This window comes from Pseudomonas sp. Lb2C2 (genome assembly GCF_052112205.1).
GTDB classification, from domain to species: domain Bacteria; phylum Pseudomonadota; class Gammaproteobacteria; order Pseudomonadales; family Pseudomonadaceae; genus Aquipseudomonas; species Aquipseudomonas kilonensis.
Genome location: NZ_JAUTYW010000004.1, coordinates 199,022 through 216,910 on the forward strand (window position 1 = coordinate 199,022; position 17,889 = coordinate 216,910).

At 62.4% G+C, this 17,889-nt stretch carries 14 protein-coding genes; 8 read left to right on the forward strand and 6 right to left on the reverse strand.

Annotation, left to right across the window (positions count from 1 at the left end):
- Positions 1-174 precede the first annotated feature (174 nt).
- The 6 genes from Q7F16_RS12925 (at position 175) to Q7F16_RS12950 (ending at position 7,671) form a co-directional block, all read left to right on the forward strand.
- On the forward strand, positions 175-1,872 hold the full coding sequence (locus Q7F16_RS12925; protein ID WP_046063513.1) for a sulfatase-like hydrolase/transferase: 1,698 nt from the start codon (positions 175-177) through the stop codon (positions 1,870-1,872).
- Between the two features lie 1,086 nt (positions 1,873-2,958).
- Positions 2,959-3,627: an ABC transporter ATP-binding protein gene (locus Q7F16_RS12930; protein WP_046064579.1), complete on the forward strand. Its 669-nt coding sequence runs from the start codon at positions 2,959-2,961 to the stop codon at positions 3,625-3,627.
- The gene (locus Q7F16_RS12935; RefSeq protein WP_082098019.1) at positions 3,627-6,095 is read left to right on the forward strand and encodes an ABC transporter permease; all 2,469 of its coding nucleotides are present in this window, start codon (positions 3,627-3,629) and stop codon (positions 6,093-6,095) included. The genes Q7F16_RS12930 and Q7F16_RS12935 overlap by 1 nt, the downstream gene beginning before the upstream one ends.
- A complete protein-coding gene (locus Q7F16_RS12940; RefSeq protein ID WP_079304609.1) occupies positions 6,085-7,158 on the forward strand; it encodes a lipocalin-like domain-containing protein in 1,074 nt (357 codons plus the stop codon). Before Q7F16_RS12935 ends, Q7F16_RS12940 begins: the two co-directional genes overlap by 11 nt.
- Before the next feature lie 65 nt (positions 7,159-7,223).
- Positions 7,224-7,466, forward strand: coding sequence for a hypothetical protein (locus Q7F16_RS12945; RefSeq protein WP_409556226.1), 243 nt, complete (start codon positions 7,224-7,226; stop codon positions 7,464-7,466).
- Positions 7,467-7,497: 31 nt separating this feature from the next.
- On the forward strand, positions 7,498-7,671 hold the full coding sequence (locus tag Q7F16_RS12950; RefSeq protein WP_172436074.1) for a hypothetical protein: 174 nt from the start codon (positions 7,498-7,500) through the stop codon (positions 7,669-7,671).
- A 399-nt stretch (positions 7,672-8,070) separates the two neighbouring features.
- On the opposite strand, the gene Q7F16_RS12955 is transcribed toward Q7F16_RS12950, so the two are convergent.
- From Q7F16_RS12955 to Q7F16_RS12980, 6 genes are all read right to left on the reverse strand, one after another.
- Positions 8,071-8,589, reverse strand: a complete 519-nt coding sequence (locus tag Q7F16_RS12955) for an Hcp family type VI secretion system effector (protein WP_046064583.1) — start codon at positions 8,587-8,589, stop codon at positions 8,071-8,073.
- Between the two features lie 298 nt (positions 8,590-8,887).
- Positions 8,888-10,270, reverse strand: a complete 1,383-nt coding sequence (gene hglS, locus Q7F16_RS12960; protein ID WP_046064584.1) for a 2-oxoadipate dioxygenase/decarboxylase HglS — start codon at positions 10,268-10,270, stop codon at positions 8,888-8,890.
- Positions 10,271-10,358: 88 nt separating this feature from the next.
- Positions 10,359-11,579, reverse strand: a complete 1,221-nt coding sequence (glcF, locus tag Q7F16_RS12965) for a glycolate oxidase subunit GlcF (RefSeq protein WP_409556227.1) — start codon at positions 11,577-11,579, stop codon at positions 10,359-10,361.
- 1 nt (position 11,580) lies between these two features.
- Positions 11,581-12,639: a glycolate oxidase subunit GlcE gene (gene glcE / locus Q7F16_RS12970; protein WP_046064586.1), complete on the reverse strand. Its 1,059-nt coding sequence runs from the start codon at positions 12,637-12,639 to the stop codon at positions 11,581-11,583.
- Positions 12,639-14,138 (reverse strand): glycolate oxidase subunit GlcD, encoded by a 1,500-nt coding sequence (glcD, locus tag Q7F16_RS12975; protein ID WP_409556228.1) that lies wholly within the window; start codon positions 14,136-14,138, stop codon positions 12,639-12,641. Before glcD ends, glcE begins: the two co-directional genes overlap by 1 nt.
- A gap of 153 nt (positions 14,139-14,291) precedes the next feature.
- Complete coding sequence (locus tag Q7F16_RS12980) at positions 14,292-15,221, reverse strand: alpha/beta fold hydrolase (RefSeq protein ID WP_409556229.1); 930 nt, start codon at positions 15,219-15,221, stop codon at positions 14,292-14,294.
- A 256-nt stretch (positions 15,222-15,477) separates the two neighbouring features.
- On the opposite strand from Q7F16_RS12980, the gene Q7F16_RS12985 reads away from it, so the two are divergent.
- Both Q7F16_RS12985 and Q7F16_RS12990 read left to right on the forward strand, forming a co-directional pair.
- Complete coding sequence (locus tag Q7F16_RS12985) at positions 15,478-16,563, forward strand: diguanylate cyclase (RefSeq protein WP_095974505.1); 1,086 nt, start codon at positions 15,478-15,480, stop codon at positions 16,561-16,563.
- Positions 16,564-16,648: 85 nt separating this feature from the next.
- Positions 16,649-17,887, forward strand: coding sequence for a M20/M25/M40 family metallo-hydrolase (locus Q7F16_RS12990; RefSeq protein ID WP_046064590.1), 1,239 nt, complete (start codon positions 16,649-16,651; stop codon positions 17,885-17,887).
- The last annotated feature ends 2 nt before the right edge of the window (positions 17,888-17,889 follow it).

Sequence of the window (17,889 nt, forward strand, 5' to 3'; positions counted from 1 at the left end):
GATAAACGGTAGTAATCCATAGATTTTTACATTTTGTGACGGCATTTCGTGTCATTTTTGGGGTAACTTTTTTTTGACGCGTGGTTCAGATGAAGCATTTCTTGCGCTTTGAAAATCGGCTGCTAACTTGCAGGAACGAAGTGCTTTCGACACTGCGATCCGGTCGAGGAAAACATGGCCCGTTACCTCAAGGAACTGCTGCTGGTTCTGTACTTGCTCAAGGGATACGACTATTACCTCGACCGTCTCGACGCGTTGGGCTTGGGCTTGGCAACCTTGCTGTTCGGCGCCATGTTTGTGCTGTTGGTGCTGGCGCTGTGGATGAGCGCCTACATACGCCAGACCTTGGTGAGGCATGTGTTTGCCTTGGTGATGTTTGTTTCAGCGGTGTTTTTCGAGGTGTACACCCGGGTCACGGACAGTTACCTGACCTATAGCCAGTTCGTTTCGCTGGTGTACTCGGGGGGATTTATCCAGGAGGCGGCCTATCAGTACCGCGAGGTGATTATCAGCGCGGTGATCAGTGGCTTGCTGCTGTTGTTCGGCATCGCGCTCAAGCCTCGACGGTCGGTGCGGTTGCCTGGTTACCTGCCCATGGCGGCGCCCGTGCTGGGCGTGTTGTTGCTCAGTGGCGTGTTGTTCGTGCGGGCGGGTGAGGGCGCACGCGGCCTGCCGGTGATGTACACGCCGTTGGCCTATTTGAATCTGTTTGCCTACGAGTCCTTGCACAACACCGTCGGCCCTCGGGAGCCGGTCACCCTGGTACGACGATCGTCTGTAATCGAACAGGATATTGTGCTGATCATCGATGAAAGCATCGGCGGCAATTACCTGGATATCAACACGCCGTTCGGCGTGCACACCGGCCTGAAGACGCCGCCCGAGGGCGTGGATGTCTTCAATTTCGGCTATGCGGCCTCCATCGCCAATTGCAGTGCCGACACCAACGTCACCCTGCGCTACGGCGGCACGCGCACCGACTACGTGCGCATCAACAGCACCCGACCGTCGATCTGGCAGTATGCCAAGAAGGCCGGTTTGCGTACCGTCTACATCGACGCCCAGCGCACCGGTGGCTACCTGCAGAACCTGATGAGCGAGCTGGAAATACAGGACATCGACGAATTCGTCCAATTTGACCAGGCCAGCGTGCGCGACCGCGACATGGCGGCTGCTGCGAAGTTGATCGAGCTGTTGGGCGACAACCAGGCCGAACTGGTGGTGATCAACAAAGTGGGGGCGCATTTCCCGGTACACGACAAATACCCCGACGACTTCATGAACTACCGCCCGGCCTTGCCGCGAGGGCAGTTCCAGGAAGTCGCCGACACCGGCAGCCGCGACGGCTTCAATGGCCAGAAGGATGATTGGCTGTTGTACCGCAACGCTTACCAGAACACCTTGCTGTGGAACGTCGGCGAGTTCTTCAAGCGAATCTTCCAGCAGGCCGATTTGAGCCATGCCGTGTTGATCTATACCTCCGACCACGGCCAGGATTTGCACGAGCGCGGCAACCCCGGGCTCAACACCCATTGCGGCGGTGACCCGGTGGCCGAAGAAGGCCTGGTGCCGTTGGTGGTGATCCAGGGCTCGCAGCTGCATGCCCTGGATTGGCGCCGGGCCTGGGCACGGAACAAAGACCGCTCCAGCCACTACAACATCTTCCCGACGCTGTTGCAGTTGATGGGGTACGACCCGGCCGGGGTTGAATCGGCCTATGGGAAATCCCTGAGCCAACCGACCGATGATGATTTCACTTTCAACTATCGCTTTAATGCGCGGCTGGGGGCGAAACCGGCTTGGAAACACATCGACTTGGGCGACATCGTGACACCGCAGTCCGGCCAGGTTGAGATGGCGGAGGGGCATTGACTGGTGCTGAGCTCTTGTTGATTGAGTACATATCCATTGCTGCGGTAACGGCCACTTAGGGTTTCGCCCTTACGGCGACTCACTTTTTTTCAGACGCCAAAAAAAGTAAGCAAAAAAGGCTTGCCCCACCACTCGGCACCTCGCTTAGGCTCGGTGTGCCCTCACTCCGGCATTGCTCCGTGGGCCCGCCGCGAAGGGCCATCCATGGCCCAGCGCGGCTAACCCGGCATCCATGCCGGGATGCCCACTGCACAATGCCTGCGTTCGGCCAGCGTGGTTAACGGGGCGCCGAGATCAACGTCCAAAGCAAGAGCAAGAGCAAGAGCAAGAGCAAGAGCAAGAGCAAGAGCAAGAGCAAGAGCAAGAGCAAGAGCAAGAGCAAGAGCAAGAGCAAGAGCGGGACACATGTCGGCATCTATGTGGCTGAACCACCGCTATCGCGAGCAAGCGAAGAGGCCGGCATATCGAACATCTTCATTGGCTGCGACACCGCCTTCGCGAGCAGGCTCGCTCCCACATTGGGTCTTCAGCAGCCACAAACTCCATGTGCACCTAGCCCCCTGTGGGAGCGAGCTTGCTCGCGATGACGCCGGCACATTCAACATCAATGCAAACTGATCTACCGCCTTCGCGAGCAAGCTGTTCCCACAGGAGAAACGCGGTCCCACCAAGAACCAGGTCGGCTATCAGGCCGCCTCGCGGTGGACGTTGATCTCGGCGCCCCGTTAACCACGCTGGCCGAACGCAGGCATTGTGCAGTGGGCATCCCGGCATGGATGCCGGGATAGCCGCGCTGGGCCATGGATGGCCCTTCGCGGCGGGCCCACGGAGCAATGCCGGAGAGAGGGCATGCCGAGCCTAGGCGAGGCACCGAGTGGTGGGGCATGAGCGCTTTGGTTACTTTCGCGCTTTTCGAAAGTGACCCGCCGTCAGGGCGGAACCCTAAGTCGCCGTTACCGCAGCAACGGATATACACCCCCACCCAACGAGCAAATACCAAGGCTCACCAGCGGAGCTGTATTGGCCGATGGGGCCAGCCCCTCAACTCCGCTATCCTGACCCCACGTTCATCCATCGAGCCTTTTCATGCTTGAAGTCCGCGATGTTTTCAAAAGCTACCCCACGCCTCAGGGCCCATTGCCGGTGCTGCAAGGCATCGACCTGACGCTGATGCCCGGTAGCAGCCTGGCGCTGATGGGAGAGTCGGGCAGTGGCAAGAGCACCTTGCTGCATCTGGTCGCCGGGCTGGACAAAGTCGATCGCGGCAGCATTCGCAGCGGCGAGTATCGGCTCGATGGCATGAGTGAAAGCCAGTTGGCGAATTGGCGACGCACGGAAATCGGCCTGGTGTTCCAGCAGTTCAACCTCATCAGCAGCTTGTCGGTGGAGGACAACCTGGCGTTCCAGGCGCGTCTGTGCGGTCGTTATGACGCAGCGTGGCAAGCCCATCTGGTACAGCGGCTCGGGCTTTCAGCGCTGCTGCGGCGTTATCCCGAGCAACTGTCCGGCGGCCAGCAACAGCGGGTGGCGCTGGGGCGAGCATTGGCCTCGCGACCGCCCTTGCTGCTGGCCGATGAACCCACCGGCAGCCTCGACGAAGCCACCAGCGACGAAGTGCTGCAACTGCTGCTGGAACTGCTGGAGGGTAGCCCCACCAGCCTGCTGATGGTGACCCACAGTCCACGGGTGGCGGCTCGCCTGGCCCAGCGCGTGGTGTTGCACGGCGGGCAGTTGGCGCAGGTGGCCCAGGGGTGATGATTTTTCGCCAGACCCTCAAGGCCCTGCTCAGCCATTGGCGCCAGCACCCGGTGCAATTCTTCAGCGTGCTGACTGGCCTGTGGTTGGCCACCAGCCTGCTCACCGGCGTACAAGCGCTGAACAGTCAGGCCCGGGACAGCTACGCCCGGGCCAGCCAACTGATCGGCGGCGAACCCCAGGCCAGCCTCAGTGCACCCGGTGGCGGCACCTTCCCCCAGCAATGGTTTGTCGAGCTGCGGCGCCAGGGCTGGCCGGTGTCGCCAGTGTTGCAGGCTCGGGTGCAGCTCAAGGACCACGAGGATCAGCGCCTGCAACTGATGGGCATCGACCCGGTGTCGCTGCCGCCCGGTGCGGCGCTGGCGGGGCAGGCGCGGGAGATGACCGAGGTAGTGGCGTTCTTTACCGACCCCGGCCGCACCTGGATCGCCCCGCAAACCTTGCAAGCCCTGGGGCTGACCGAGGGTGACCGCCCCCAGAGCGTCGATGGGCAATCCCTGCCACCGCTGCATGCCCAGGAGGACATGGCGCCGGGCGTGCTGTTGATGGACATCGGTTTTGCCCAACAGGTACTCGGGTTGCCGGAGCAACTGTCGCGACTGTTGTTGCCTGCCACGTTCAGCGCCGCATTACCGGAAGCGTTCAACGGTCGCCTGCAACTCAAGCACGCCGATGAAGAAAACAACCTGTCGCGCCTGACCGAAAGTTTTCACCTGAACCTCGATGCCTTGGGTTTTTTATCCTTCGTGGTGGGTCTGTTCATCGTCCACGCGGCCATCGGCCTGGCCCTGGAACAACGCCGCAGTCTGTTGCGGACCCTGCGCGCCTGTGGCGTCAGTGCGCGGGTGCTGGTCACCAGCCTGACCATCGAACTGGGCGCGTTGGCCTTGCTGGGCGGGATAGCCGGGGTGCTCAGCGGCTATTGGCTGGCGAGCCTATTGTTGCCCGATGTCGCGGCGAGCCTGCGGGGTTTGTACGGCGCCGAAGTGGCCGGGCACTTGAACCTCAGCCCGTGGTGGTGGTTCAGCGGTGTCGGCCTGAGCCTGCTCGGTGCACTGCTGGCCGGCGCTGACAGCCTGCTGCGCGCGGCGCGCCTGCCCTTGCTGGCGCTGGCCAACCCCCAAGCCTGGCATCAGGCCCATGCGCGATGGCTGCGACGCCAGGGTTGGGTGGCGACAGTGGCCGCGTTGATTGCCGTATCGGCGTTGATCTGGGGCGATAGCCTGGCCAGCGGTTTTGTCCTGATGAGCGCCTTGTTGCTGGGGGCGGCGCTGGCCTTGCCGGTGCTGCTCAACAGCGCACTGAAGCGGCTGTTGCGCCACAGCCGCTCGGTGCTCGGGCAATGGTTTCTCGCCGATTGCCGTCAGCAATTGCCGACATTGAGCCTGGCGCTGATGGCCTTGTTGCTGGCGCTGGCGGCGAACATCGGTGCCGGTAGCATGACTGCCGGTTTCCGCCAGACGTTCAGCAATTGGCTCGAACAACGGTTGACCGCCGAGTTGTACATCAACCCGCAAACCCCGGCCCAGGCAAACGAACTGTACACCTGGCTCAAGCAGCAACCTGCGATCACTGCAGTCGTTCCCCTCTGGCAAGTGTCGGTCCCGTTGCAGGGCTGGCCGACGGACATCCATGGGATCATCGATCACCCCCACTATCGACAGCATTGGCCGCTGCTGGAATCGGCCGGCGACAAGCCGTGGGAGCAACTGGCCGCCGCCGACACCCTCATGCTCAGCGAACAACTGGCCCGGCGCCTCAAAGTGAGGATCGGCGATCAGTTGACCCTGCCGACCCCTCAGGGGCCATGGGCACTGCGCATCGTCGGCATCTACGCCGACTACGGCAATCCCAAGGGTCATGTGCTGGTCAACACCGACCACTTGCTGGCGCACTGGCCGAACCTGACGCCGAACCGTTTCAACCTGCGCATCGAGCCGTCCGCGATTCCGGCGCTACTGACAGCGTTGCAAGACCGGTTCAGCCTGGATGACAGCCGCATCGTCGACCAGGCCCGGCTCAAGGGCTGGTCGACCCAGGTGTTCGAACGCACCTTCGCCGCTACCGCCGCCCTCAACAGCCTGACCCTGGCGGTGGCCGCAGTGGCGTTGTTCATCAGCCTGCTGACCCAGAGCCAGAGTCGTCTCGGCCAGTTGGCGCCGCTGTGGGCGCTGGGGGTGACGCGTCGGCAGTTGATGCTGCTCAACCTCGGCCAGACCTGGCTGCTGGCCTTGCTGACCTTGGTCCTGGCGTTGCCGCTGGGCATCGCCCTGGCCTGGTGCCTGGACACGGTGATCAACGTGCAGGCCTTCGGTTGGCGCCTGCCATTGCGGGTGTTCCCGTTGCAATTGGTGCAGTTGCTGGCCCTGGCGATGCTCGCCACGCTACTGGCATCGGCCTGGCCGCTGTACGCGTTGTACCGCACGCAGCCGGCGGATTTGCTAAGGACCTTTGCCCATGAAAATTAGAGTCGGCGTGTTGTTGCTGCTGGCGTTGCTCAGCGGTTGTGATGACTCAGCGCCAGCGCAAAAGGGCTTTGCCGGCCTCGGCGACCAGGCTGTCGCGTTCACGCCGGTTGTGCCTGGGCGGGTGTTCAGTTTCCCCGCCGACCATGGCCTTCATGAAGGTTTTCGCATCGAGTGGTGGTACGTCACCGCCAATCTCAAGGATGCCCAGGGGCATGAGTTCGGCGTGCAATGGACGCTGTTCCGCAGTGCCTTGAATGCCGCGCCCCAGGCCGGCGGCTGGCGCAACCAGACGATCTGGCTCGGCCACGCGGCGGTCACCTCCGCCACCGTGCACCATGCCGCCGAGCGTTATGCACGAGGCGGGGTGGGGCAGGCCGGGGTGCAGGCGCTGCCCTTCAATGCCTGGATCGACGACTGGCAATTCAGCACCCAGGCTTCAGCGGCCGAGCCGTTGGCGGACATGCAATTGAAGGCGCGCGACCCACGCTTCAGCTATGCATTGCGGCTGACGTCGAGCCGGCCGCTGGTGTTGCAGGGCGAGCAAGGTTTCAGCCAGAAATCCGAACAGGGGCAAGCGTCGTACTACTACAGTCAGCCGTTCTTCCAGGCCAGCGGTGAGTTGGAAATCGATGGCCAGCGTTACACGGTCAGCGGCCCGGCCTGGCTCGACCGTGAATGGAGCAGCCAGCCCCTGACCGCAAACCAGACCGGCTGGGACTGGTTTTCCCTGCACCTGGACAACGGCGAGCACCTGATGCTCTACCGCATGCGCCACAAGGACGGCGCGCCGTACCTCACCGGCACCTGGATCGACGCCCAAGGCCACGCGAAAACCCTGCAGGCCGGGGAAATCAGCCTGGTGCCCCAGGACACCGCCAAGGTCGCCGGCCACTCGATGCCGGTAGTCTGGACGATCAAGATCCCCAGCAAGCAACTCGACATCACCCTCCACGCGCTCAATCCCAATGCCTGGATGAACCTGCGCATTCCCTATTGGGAAGGACCGGTGCGACTGCGTGGTAGCCAGGGCGGCACCGGTTACCTGGAAATGACCGGCTACTGAGAATCGCCGGAACTCCCCGCGAACGTCGACCCTCATAGTTTATGAATGTCTCGCAGGAGCCCGTCATGAGCGATGACCTCAAACTTGCGTCGCTGGCCGATTGGCGGCGATTGTTCGACGACAAGGCCTACTGGCAGCAGTCCCCCGATGCCCACTTCACCGAGCTGATGCGGGTGGCCAATGACCTGTTCGGTCAGGGCGCCATCGACCTGGCGCAGTGGCAGGCCTTGAAGACCAGGGCCGAGCAACTGCACCAGCGCTCCCCGGATGCCAACGTCGCTGAAGAAGTCGCCGACCCTGACGCCTGACCTCAGGCCTGAAAGATTCAAGGAGTTCGCCATGCAGCACCGCCCCGATCAAACCCGACAAAACCCCGACGCTCCGGCATTGCCCGGTGAAGTGGAACGCGATAACGACGCCTTGCGGCCCAATGACCCGGCCAAGCGCAAACAACAGCGCGGCGACCCTGAGGCAGGGGATACCGATGCGCAGAAAACCGGTCGGCGTGGCTGAGGTTCACCACGCTGACTGGTATTAAAAAGAGTTTTTAAATGACTGTTTAACTTTGTTGTGCGGATAACTTTTGTACTTGTCCATGTTTTTGCATAACTGCTGTATAGCCGTCCCCATGAGTGACGTCCACACACCGAACCTGTGACGAGGATGTTTGCACCCGCTGCGCTTGAGCGGGATAGATGTAACGATGAATAATTATTTAAACAGTCTCACGGACATATTTTAAAAGTTCGATTATTATTGTTCCCGTTCGCCCAGTGTCAGGCTCTTTACCAGTGCATGGATTGCCGAGGCCATCGCACTGGGCGAACACCACCCCGAATCAAAAACTATCGATTATTTTCAACTGCACATCGACCCACAGAGTTGGTCGATGCCTGAGCGGCTGCCGTCGATTCAACCGACGGCGGGCGAACGCCAGTCATCGGAGCCCGTGGTATTGCTGATTTCGTGGGTCCAGGTGATCTTGCGATAGGTGAAGTGTACGTCTTCCAAATGGGTGAAATGCGTGTTCGCCGGGTCTTGGCAGTTGAGCATGTAGTCCTTGATCTCGACGATGATCGCGTCCTCCAGTGTGGTGGTGTAGTAGTGCTCTTGAGTGCCGGCCGCCGAAGTGCGGTACCACTTGATTTCAACTTTGGTCAGGACTTCGCCGCAGCACAGGACTTGCTGCAGCAGCGGTGAGGCTCTGTCAAAGACTTTGGTGATGACCAAAGGTTGGTGTATGCGTTGACCGGTTGGCTGACCGGACTGGGGGTCTCGTGGAATGGTCACCTGATGCTGGAAACCTTGCACCATGATTTCGTCTTTATGACCCTCCTGATAAATGTTACCCACCGAGTCGGCGGTAAACGCCTTCTCGGTCAGCAATATTTGATTGTTGTCTGTAATGGTCATGTACGCGGGGGTAGCCAATGGATGCTCTCCTTCCTGGATAACGATGGGGCCTGGGACGGGAGTCGCCCCGAGGTGGCCTCACGGTTATCAAGAGCTATGCCATTTTTTAAAAACCTATAAATATCAATAGGTTGATCTTATATCGGGAAGCGCCTCCCTGCGGACAAGCGAGAAAGCGCTCAAAGGCTTGCCCGGCCCATTGCAGCGCCTCGCGGCTCGACCAGACACCGCGATACCCGGGTCGGGTGGCCAAGAAAGGCGCGCCGCGCGCACGCCTGTCAGGCAGTTTTTTGCCGTTTTGTCCTTCGGCTTATTCCTACACGCCCAATGCAGCCCTGCACTCATCGATGGAGCGCTGTTGCGTCTGGGCGTACAGACCCAGCTCATCGATGGTCGATCGCCCCAGCGCCTCTTCGAAGGCCTGGCGATTGGACTGGCCGGCATAATGACTCTGGGCGGCATCGCCGAGGTTCGACTGGAAAATGCCGGCGGCGCTGACGGGCAGGAAGTCCTCGTACACCAAGGGTTCGGCGCGCAGGTATTGCTGTTCAAGCAAGTGCTCCACGGAGGCCGCTTGCTCAAGGGTGTCCTTGGCGGCGAGCCCCTCGGGCGTCACGAAATAGCGGAAGTACGCCAATGCCTGTCGGCGCAGTTCATCGTGGTTGTCAGGGAAGGCGACAAAGTGTTCAGCCATCAGCTGGTTGTAGCGTTCGGCGTTGGCTTCGTTGGGAAACGCCCCCAACGCATCGCGCGCGGCGTTCAGCAATTGATCGTAGAGCGCGCGGCCCTTGGGCGTGAGGGCCGCGCCACGTTGTTCTATTTCGCCGAAGCGGGCGCTGTGGCTGCCTTGGGTCTGGGTCTGGGGCTGGTCGGTGAAGGCGACGGGTTCGTCGAGTGCCTTGAAACTGGTCTGGCGCAGCAGGATCGGGCATTGGCGGCGGGGTGGGCCTTCGATCACGGCCTTGGGGGTAATGCCGTGCACGGGCATCCGGGCCTGGACGATGTCGATGTCCAGGGTGCGTGGCGTCAGGTGATTGATGTGCGGGCCCTTGAACGCCACCACATCGGCGATCAGGCGATGTTGGGCGCTCAGTTGCCGGTACTGTTCGGCGGTGACGGTGGCGCTGTGGTGCCAGCGGAAGGTTTCCAGGGCCTGTAGGACGAAGTCCTCAGCCTGGGACTCGCTCAGGCCACCTTGGCGTTCGGCCTGGTCAATGAGCTCAAGGGCGCTGGGGGTGAAGATCTGCCGCTTGTCCAGCACCGATTCGGCAAAAGCCCGAAGCTCGGCGTTCTCGATCAGTTCCAGGCGCAGCAGCGAGGTAAACACCCGGAACGGGCTGACCTGCAACGCGCTTTCGTGCACGGCGCGGAAGGCGGTGGAATGCACCGGCACCCCGGCAGGCGTGAGGTCGTAGTAGCCCACCGGCTGCATGCCCATGACCGCAAACAGACGCCCCAGGGTCGCCAACTCGGCGGCGGTGCCGACGCGGATCGCGCCGTGGCGTTCCAGGTCCAGGCGCTCGAGTTCGCCGGTGCTGCGCAGGTGTGCGGCCAGGACCGGGTCTTCGGCCAGCACTTGGGCGTTGGTGTGTTCCACCAGCTTCATCAGGGCGCCATACAGCGGCACCTCGTCGCGGTACATGTCGGACATCGCCCTGGAGAAGCGTTGGCGGATCAGGTCGGGGCTGACGAAGCTCATCGTAAGAATTCCTGGCGAGGGCTGTGGGAAAGTTGGACGAAAGATCGCAGCCTTCGCCGGCCCCGGCAAACGAAGAATCTTCAGGACTTCATTCTGCCAGGGACTGATCCACTAGCTCGATCCAGTGCCGCACGGGCGTGCGACCGGCGCCGTCGAGGTGGTTCTGGCAGCCGACGTTGGCGGTGACGATCAGCTCCGGCTGGCCGCTTTCCAGCGCATTGAGGCGGTTGTCGCGCAATTGCCGCGCCAGGGCCGGCTGGGTCAGCGAATAGGTGCCGGCCGAGCCGCAACACAAATGGCCGTCGGGCACCTCGGTGAGGTTGAAACCCAGCCGCGTCAGCAGCGCCTCGATGCTGCCGCCGAGTTTCTGCGCGTGCTGCAAGGTGCAGGGGCAATGCACGGCAACGCGCTGGTTCCTGGCCGCGCAGATCTGTTCCAGCGGTTCCTTGCCGAGCACTTGCACCAGGTCCAGCGCCCGTTCGCTTACTTGTTTGGCCTTGGCGGCATAGCCGGGGTCACGTTCCAGCAGGTGCCCGTAGTCCTTGATGAAGGCGCCGCAGCCGCTGGCCGTCTGGACGATGGCTTCAGCACCGTTTTCCAGGTGTGGCCACCAGGCGTCGATGTTCTGTCGGGCGCGGTCCAGCCCGCTGGCCTGGGCATCGAGGTGATAATCCAGCGCACCGCAGCAGCCGGCCTGCGCACAAGGGATCACGCTGACACCGAGTCGATCCAGCACCCGCGCTGCCGAGGCATTGGTGTTGGGCGACAGGCCCGGTTGCACGCAACCTTCGAGCATCAACACCGTGCGCCGATGCCGCAGAGGTGGGCGCTCGCCGTGAGGCGGGGAAGGGCGGGGCAACTTGGCGCTCAGGTTCGTCGGCAGCAACGGACGGAAGACCGTCCCAAGACGCAGCAGGGCCTTGAACCGCTCGGGGCTGGCAGCCAGGCTTCGCAGCCCCAGGCGCAGCGCGCGTTGGCCGGCGGGGCGCGGTACGGCGTGATCGACCACCGCCCGGCCGATGTCCAGCAGGTTGTGGTAATCCACGCCGGATGGGCAGGTGGTCTCGCAGTTGCGACACGACAGGCAGCGATCCAGGTGCAGCTGGGTGCTGGCCGTCGCCGGCTGGCCTTCGAGCACTTGCTTGATCAGGTAGATGCGTCCGCGCGGGCCGTCCAGTTCATCGCCAAGCAATTGGTAGGTGGGGCAGGTGGCGTTGCAGAAGCCGCAATGCACGCAGCTGCGCAGGATCCGTTCGGCTTCTTCGGCGCGGGGCAGATGCTTGGCTTCATCGCTGAAACGGGTCTGCATGCTAGAACTCCGGGTACATCCGACCAGGATTGAACAGCCCCAGAGGATCGAGCTGGGCCTTGAGTTGCCGGTGATAGCGCAGCAGCGCCGGAGCCAGTGGCTGGAACGGTGTGTCGCTGGCCCCCTGACGATAGCAGGTAGCATGGCCGCCGACTTCATGGGCCAGGGCTTGCACCGTGTCGGCCTCGGTTTTCAACCAGCGTTGGGCGCCGGCCCAGTCGATCAACTGCGCGCCGGGCAGGGTGAGCGGGCCGGTGTGGTTGGGTAACGACAGGCGCCACAGCGGCAAGCCTTCATCGAAGAAGGCCAACTGATGTTCATTGAGTGCCGTCCAGTATTGATCGTCGATCACCTCGCCACCGAAACGCTGATGAGCGGCGCTGACCGAGCCTTCACCACCCTCCAGGCGCAGGTGCAGGCAGTCGCCGTCATGGCTGGCGGCGCTGATGGGCAGGGGCTGACGGCCCCATTCGGCGAGTTTTTCCAGGGCCTCGGTGCTGTCCAGTTCCAGGCGAATGCTCAGGCTGTGACGGGGCTTGGGCAGCACCTTCAAGGAGACTTCGGTGATCACCCCCAGGCAACCGAAACTGCCGGCCAACAGGCGCGAGAGGTCGTAGCCGGCGACGTTTTTCATCACCTCGCCGCCGAAACGCAGCAACGTGCCGTGGCCGCTGATCAGGCGCGTGCCCAGGACGAAGTCTCGCACCGAGCCGGCCCACGGGCGACGCGGCCCCGACAGCCCGGCGGCGACCATGCCGCCGACCGTGGCGTCGTCACCGAACGCTGGCGGTTCGCAGGGCAGCCGCTGGCCGGCAGCGTCGAGGGCGGCAAGCAGTTCCCGCAGCGGGGTGCCGGCCCGGGCCGTGACGACCAACTCGGTGGGGTCGTAGTGGACGATGCCACGATGCACACGGGTGTCCAGCACTTCGCCGGCCACTTCGCGCCCCAGGAAGACCTTGCTGTTCGAACCCTGGATACGCAGCGGCGTAACGTTGGCCCGGGCGCGATTGACCTGTTCAAGCAGCAGGTCGCTGGCGTCCTGGTCGGCTTCGCGGCTCATCAGAAACGCTCCAGTTCAGGAAACGGCAACTGCCCGCCATGGATGTGCATGGCACCAAATTCGGCGCAGCGGTGCAGGGTGGGGATGTTCTTGCCGGGGTTGAGCAGGCCTTGGGGATCGAACGCGGCTTTTACCGCGTGGAACAGGTTCAGTTCGTCGCTGTTGAATTGCGTGCACATCTGATTGATTTTTTCCCGGCCCACACCGTGTTCGCCAGTGATGCTGCCACCTACCTGGACACACAGTTCGAGGATTTTCCCGCCCAGGGTTTCGGCGCGCTCCAGTTCGCCGGGCTGGTTGGCATCGAACAGGATCAGCGGGTGCATGTTGCCGTCACCGGCGTGAAAGACGTTGGCGACGCGCAGGCCATACTCGGCACCGAGGCTGGCGATGCGCTGCAGTACCTCGGGCAAGGCGCGTCGCGGGATGGTGCCGTCCATGCAGTAATAATCCGGCGCCAGGCGACCCACCGCCGGGAAGGCGTTCTTGCGCCCAGCCCAGAAGCGCAGCCGTTCGGCCTCGTCCCGCGCCTGGCGCACCTCGGTGGCACCGGCCTGCTCCAACACCTGGCGGACCCGTTCGCAATCGTCATGGACATCGGCCTCGACCCCGTCCAGTTCGCACAGCAGGATCGCTTCGGCCTCCACCGGATAGCCGGCGTGGATGAAGTCCTCGGCGGCGCGGATCGCCAGGTTGTCCATCATTTCCAGGCCGCCGGGGATGATCCCGGCGGCGATGATGTCGGCTACCGCTCGCCCGGCCTTGTCCACCGAATCGAAACTGGCCAGCAGCACCTTGGCGACCTGTGGCCGGGGCAACAGTTTGACCGTCACTTCGGTGATCACCCCCAGCAAACCTTCGGAACCGGTGAACAGCGCCAGCAGGTCCAGGCCCGGCGAGTCCAGGGCTTCGCTGCCGAGGGTCAGGCGCTCGCCTTCGATGGTGAGGATTTCCAGTTTCAACAGGTTGTGCACCGTCAGGCCGTACTTGAGGCAGTGCACGCCGCCAGCATTTTCCGCGACATTGCCGCCGATGGAACAGGCGATCTGCGACGAGGGATCCGGCGCGTAATACAGCCCGAACGGCGCCGCCGCCTGGGAGATCGCCAGGTTGCGCACACCGGGCTGAAGCCGTGCGGTGCGGGCATCGGGGTCGATGTGCAGGATCTGGTTGAACCGTGCCATCACCAGTAACACGCCGCTTGCCAGGGGCAGGGCGCCGCCGGACAGGCCGGTCCCGGCGCCCCTGGCGACCACCGGCACATTCTGTCCATGGCAGAGCTTGAGCAAGGCTTGCACCTGCTCGACGCGCCTGGGTAATGCCACCAGCAGGGGCGTGGTGCGGTAGGCCGACAGGCCATCGCATTCGTAGGGCTTGAGGTCTTCCTCGCGGTGCAGGATGTCCAGGTCTGGAATCTGTGCCTGCAAGGCTTGAAGCAGGGCTTGTTTGTCGACCTTGGGCAAGGGGCCGTCGAGGTGTTCGTCGTAGAGGATGTTCATGAAGTCGATACCTCTGAGTCGGCTCGAATCCCTGTGGGAGCGAGCTTGCTCGCGATGGCGGTGGGTCAGCTTGCATTCATGTTGAATGTGTCAGCGCTATCGCGAGCAAGCTCGCTCCCACATGGGGTTCATTTTGTTATTTTTGCATCGCCGTCACTGCCCCAGCCCCTTGAGAAATTCCCGATACAGCGCAGCGGTTTTCCCCGGTTGCTCGATCATGGGCAGGTGGCCGATCCCGTCCCAGATTTCCACGCGCAAGTCCGCGATACCTTTGCTCCACACCGGCACGCTGCTCACATCGATCACCCGGTCCTTGCGGCCCCAGAGCAGCAGCGAAGGGGCGCGAATATCGGCCAGGTGGGGCTCCATCGACGGGCTGGCGCTAAAGTCGGCGTAGATCTCCGCGAGTTCTTCGCGGTGCTGTACGTAACGCTCGGCCACGGCCGCCATTACCATGCCCGGTACCCAGGGCGGCGAGGCCATGGTCATTGCGTAGAACGGCATGAACTCCTCCCGGGAATGCACCAGGGACGGGTTACGACCGGCGGCCAGTTGGCGGTCCATGTCGCTGGGTTGGGGTGAGGTGACGCCGGCCGGATTGAGCAGCGCCAGGGTCAGCACGCGGTCAGGCGAAGTGGCCGCCAGCCACGCGGCGAGATGCCCACCCATGGAGTTGCCGATCACATGGACCTTGTCCAGGCCACAGGCGTCGAGCAATTCGATGATCCGCCGGGCCTGGGTCGGGATGTCGTAGCCGCCGCCGGCCTTGAAGCCGGTTTCACCATGGCCGGGGAGGTCGGGGATCACCACCCGGTAATCACCGACAAAATGCCGGGCAACCCGCAGCCAGAGGTTCTTGTCGCCGCTGTAGCCGTGCAGCATCAGGATGCTGGCGGACGCTTCATAAGGCCCGCCTTGCCAGGTCGACACGGTCATCTCGCTGATGGGCACGGTGATTTTGCGCAACCGGTAAAGGCGTGCCTCCAGGGCCATGTTCATGTCGTAGATCACATGGCCGATGCCGGGATACGTCAACCAGCTCCAGGCGATAAGTACAGCAAGAACTACAAACAACACCAGCATGTTTTGCCCTCCATGGGCTGCGACAGAACGTGATCAAACGGATCAGGCGGTAATAAGCAGCGTAAACACGGGGGCCTCTTTCCGAGTGTTTACGGATTTCCTTGTCATATATAGCCAAAATACCAGCAGAGTCCCGCATTTGAAGGAGAATAAATACCCCTGCATTCAGTGGTGGCTATTTGATGTTCCCCTGATAGACTCCAAGCTATCCCCCCCCGTCCCAATGACTTGGGAAACCCGCGGTGCAGAGGCTTCTATGCTAAAAACGGGAAAGAAGGGACGGACGCTGGCCAGGAGGCTCTATATTTCGCGCATTCTGGGCCTGACGCTGGGGTTGTTGTTGGTGAGTGCTGCCATCTTTCCCCTCGAGCCGGCGCCTTGGGTCTGGGGTTTCATGCTGTTCAACGGCCTGCTCTGGCCACACTTGTCCTACTGGTGGGCCCGGCGCTGCTCGAGGCCGTACCACGCCGAGCACCTCAATTTATTGATCGATGCGGCGCTTGGCGGCTTCTGGGTCGCGGCAATGCAGTTCAACCCGCTGCCCGCAGCCGTCACGCTGGCGATGATGGCGATGAACAACGTCGCCATTGGCGGCCTGCGTTTCCTGCTCATCGGGGCCTTGGCCCAAGTGGCCGGCATTGTCGTGGGTGAGTTGATCTTCCCGCTGACCAGCGTGCCCATGACCAGCCCGGCGCAGATCTATGCCTGTTTGCCGTTGCTGTGCCTGTACCCGATGGCGCTGGGTTGGTTCTGCTATCGCCAGGCCTACATCTTGGGCCGGCAAAAGCGCGAGTTGCTGGCCCTGAGTCGCACCGACAGCCTGACCGGCTTGCTCAACCATGGCGCCTGGAAAGATCGCCTCAACGAGGAGTTCCAGCGCTGCCAGCGTCACCCGAATGATGGGGCAGGGCGCGGCGCGATTGCGCTGATCGACATCGATCACTTCAAGGCCATCAATGACACTTATGGCCATGTCGCCGGCGACATCGTGCTGCGCCAGCTTGGCAAGATGCTCAAGCAAAACCTGCGCGCCGCCGATGTGGTCGGGCGTTATGGCGGGGACGAGTTCTGTGTGATTCTGCCGGACCTGACGCTTCACAACGCCGTGCAGGCCATGGATGGCTTGCGTGAGCGCTTTGCGACGCTCAGCTATGAACAGAATCCGGCGCTGAAGGTGAGCCTGAGCATTGGCCTGGCGGCCTTCAACCCGGCCTATGGCGATGCGACCCATTGGCTCAATGATGCCGACCAGGCGCTTTACGAGGCCAAGACCGGCGGGCGCAACCGGGTCACGTGTTACCGGCATCGGCAGGCGTTGGAGGCATCGGTCATTTCCCCTTGAAGTGGCCACCTGCGGTCTAGAGCCTTGGCCCGTTGTCGGGTAGGGTGCCTATGGCACTCTTTCGATACGGAACAAGGATGAAATCATGATGATGACCGCTCTTCGCTCCCGTCTGGCCGTCAGTCTCGGCCTGAGCCTGGCCCTGGGCGCCTTCGCCCCCGTTGCTTTCGCGCAGCCCCATCAACAAGTCCTGAACGACGCCGAACAGTACAAGGGCGAGGCCCTGAAACTGCTCGAACGCTTGGTGAACATCGACTCCGGCTCAGGCTATGTGCCGGGGCTGACCCAGGTCGGTGATATTGCGATCGATGAATTGACAAAGTTGGGCGCCACCATCGAAAAGGTGCCCAACTCGGACGGCACCCAGCACATCCTGGCGACCCTCAAGGGCACCGGCAAGGCAAAAATCCTGCTGATGGCCCACATGGACACGGTATTCAAGGAAGGCTCGGCCGCCGAGCGTCCCTTCCACATCAAGGATGGCCGGGCCTATGGGCCGGGGGTGATGGACGACAAGGGCGGCATCGTTGCCGGGATCTATGCGCTGAAGGTGCTCAAGAACCAGGACTTCAAGAACTACGCGCAGATTACATTCCTGCTCGACGCCAGCGAAGAAACCGGCTCGGACGCCGCCACCGACCTGATCAAGAAAACCGCCAAGGCCCATGACGTGACCCTCAACCTTGAACCGGGGCGCCCGGCCGATGGTTTGGTGGTGTGGCGCAAGGGCAGTGCCACGGCGCTGGTGGAGGTCAAGGGCAAGGCGTCCCACGCCGGTGTCGCGCCGGAACTGGGGCGCAATGCGGCGATGGAAGCCGCGCACCAGATTCTGCAACTGGGCAAGCTCGGCGACGCGGAAAAGAAAACCACCATCAACTTCACGGTGATCAAGGCCGGCGACCGGACCAATGTGATTCCCGACCAGGCGAGCGCCAAGGCGGATGTGCGGGCGGCGGTGCCGGAAGAGTTCGACCGCATCGAAAAAGACCTGGCCCGGGTGTCACAGGACAAGTTGATCGCCGACACCGAAGTCACCACCAGCCTCAAGCGCGGCCTGCCACCGATGCCGCAAACGGCGGAGTCGGACCGGTTGATGGCCATGGCCCAAGGCATCTATGGCGAACTGGGGCGCAAACTGACTGAAGAAGGCAGCGGTGGGGCGGCGGATGCCAGCCTGTCGGCCGGGGTTGGTACGCCGACGTTGGATGGTTTCGGCATCGTGGGTGGCAACATCCATACGCCGGAGGAATACGCTGAGGTTGAGAGTGTGGTGCCAAGGATCTATCTGCTGTCGCGGATGATCATGGAGTTGGCGGGGCGGTAAAG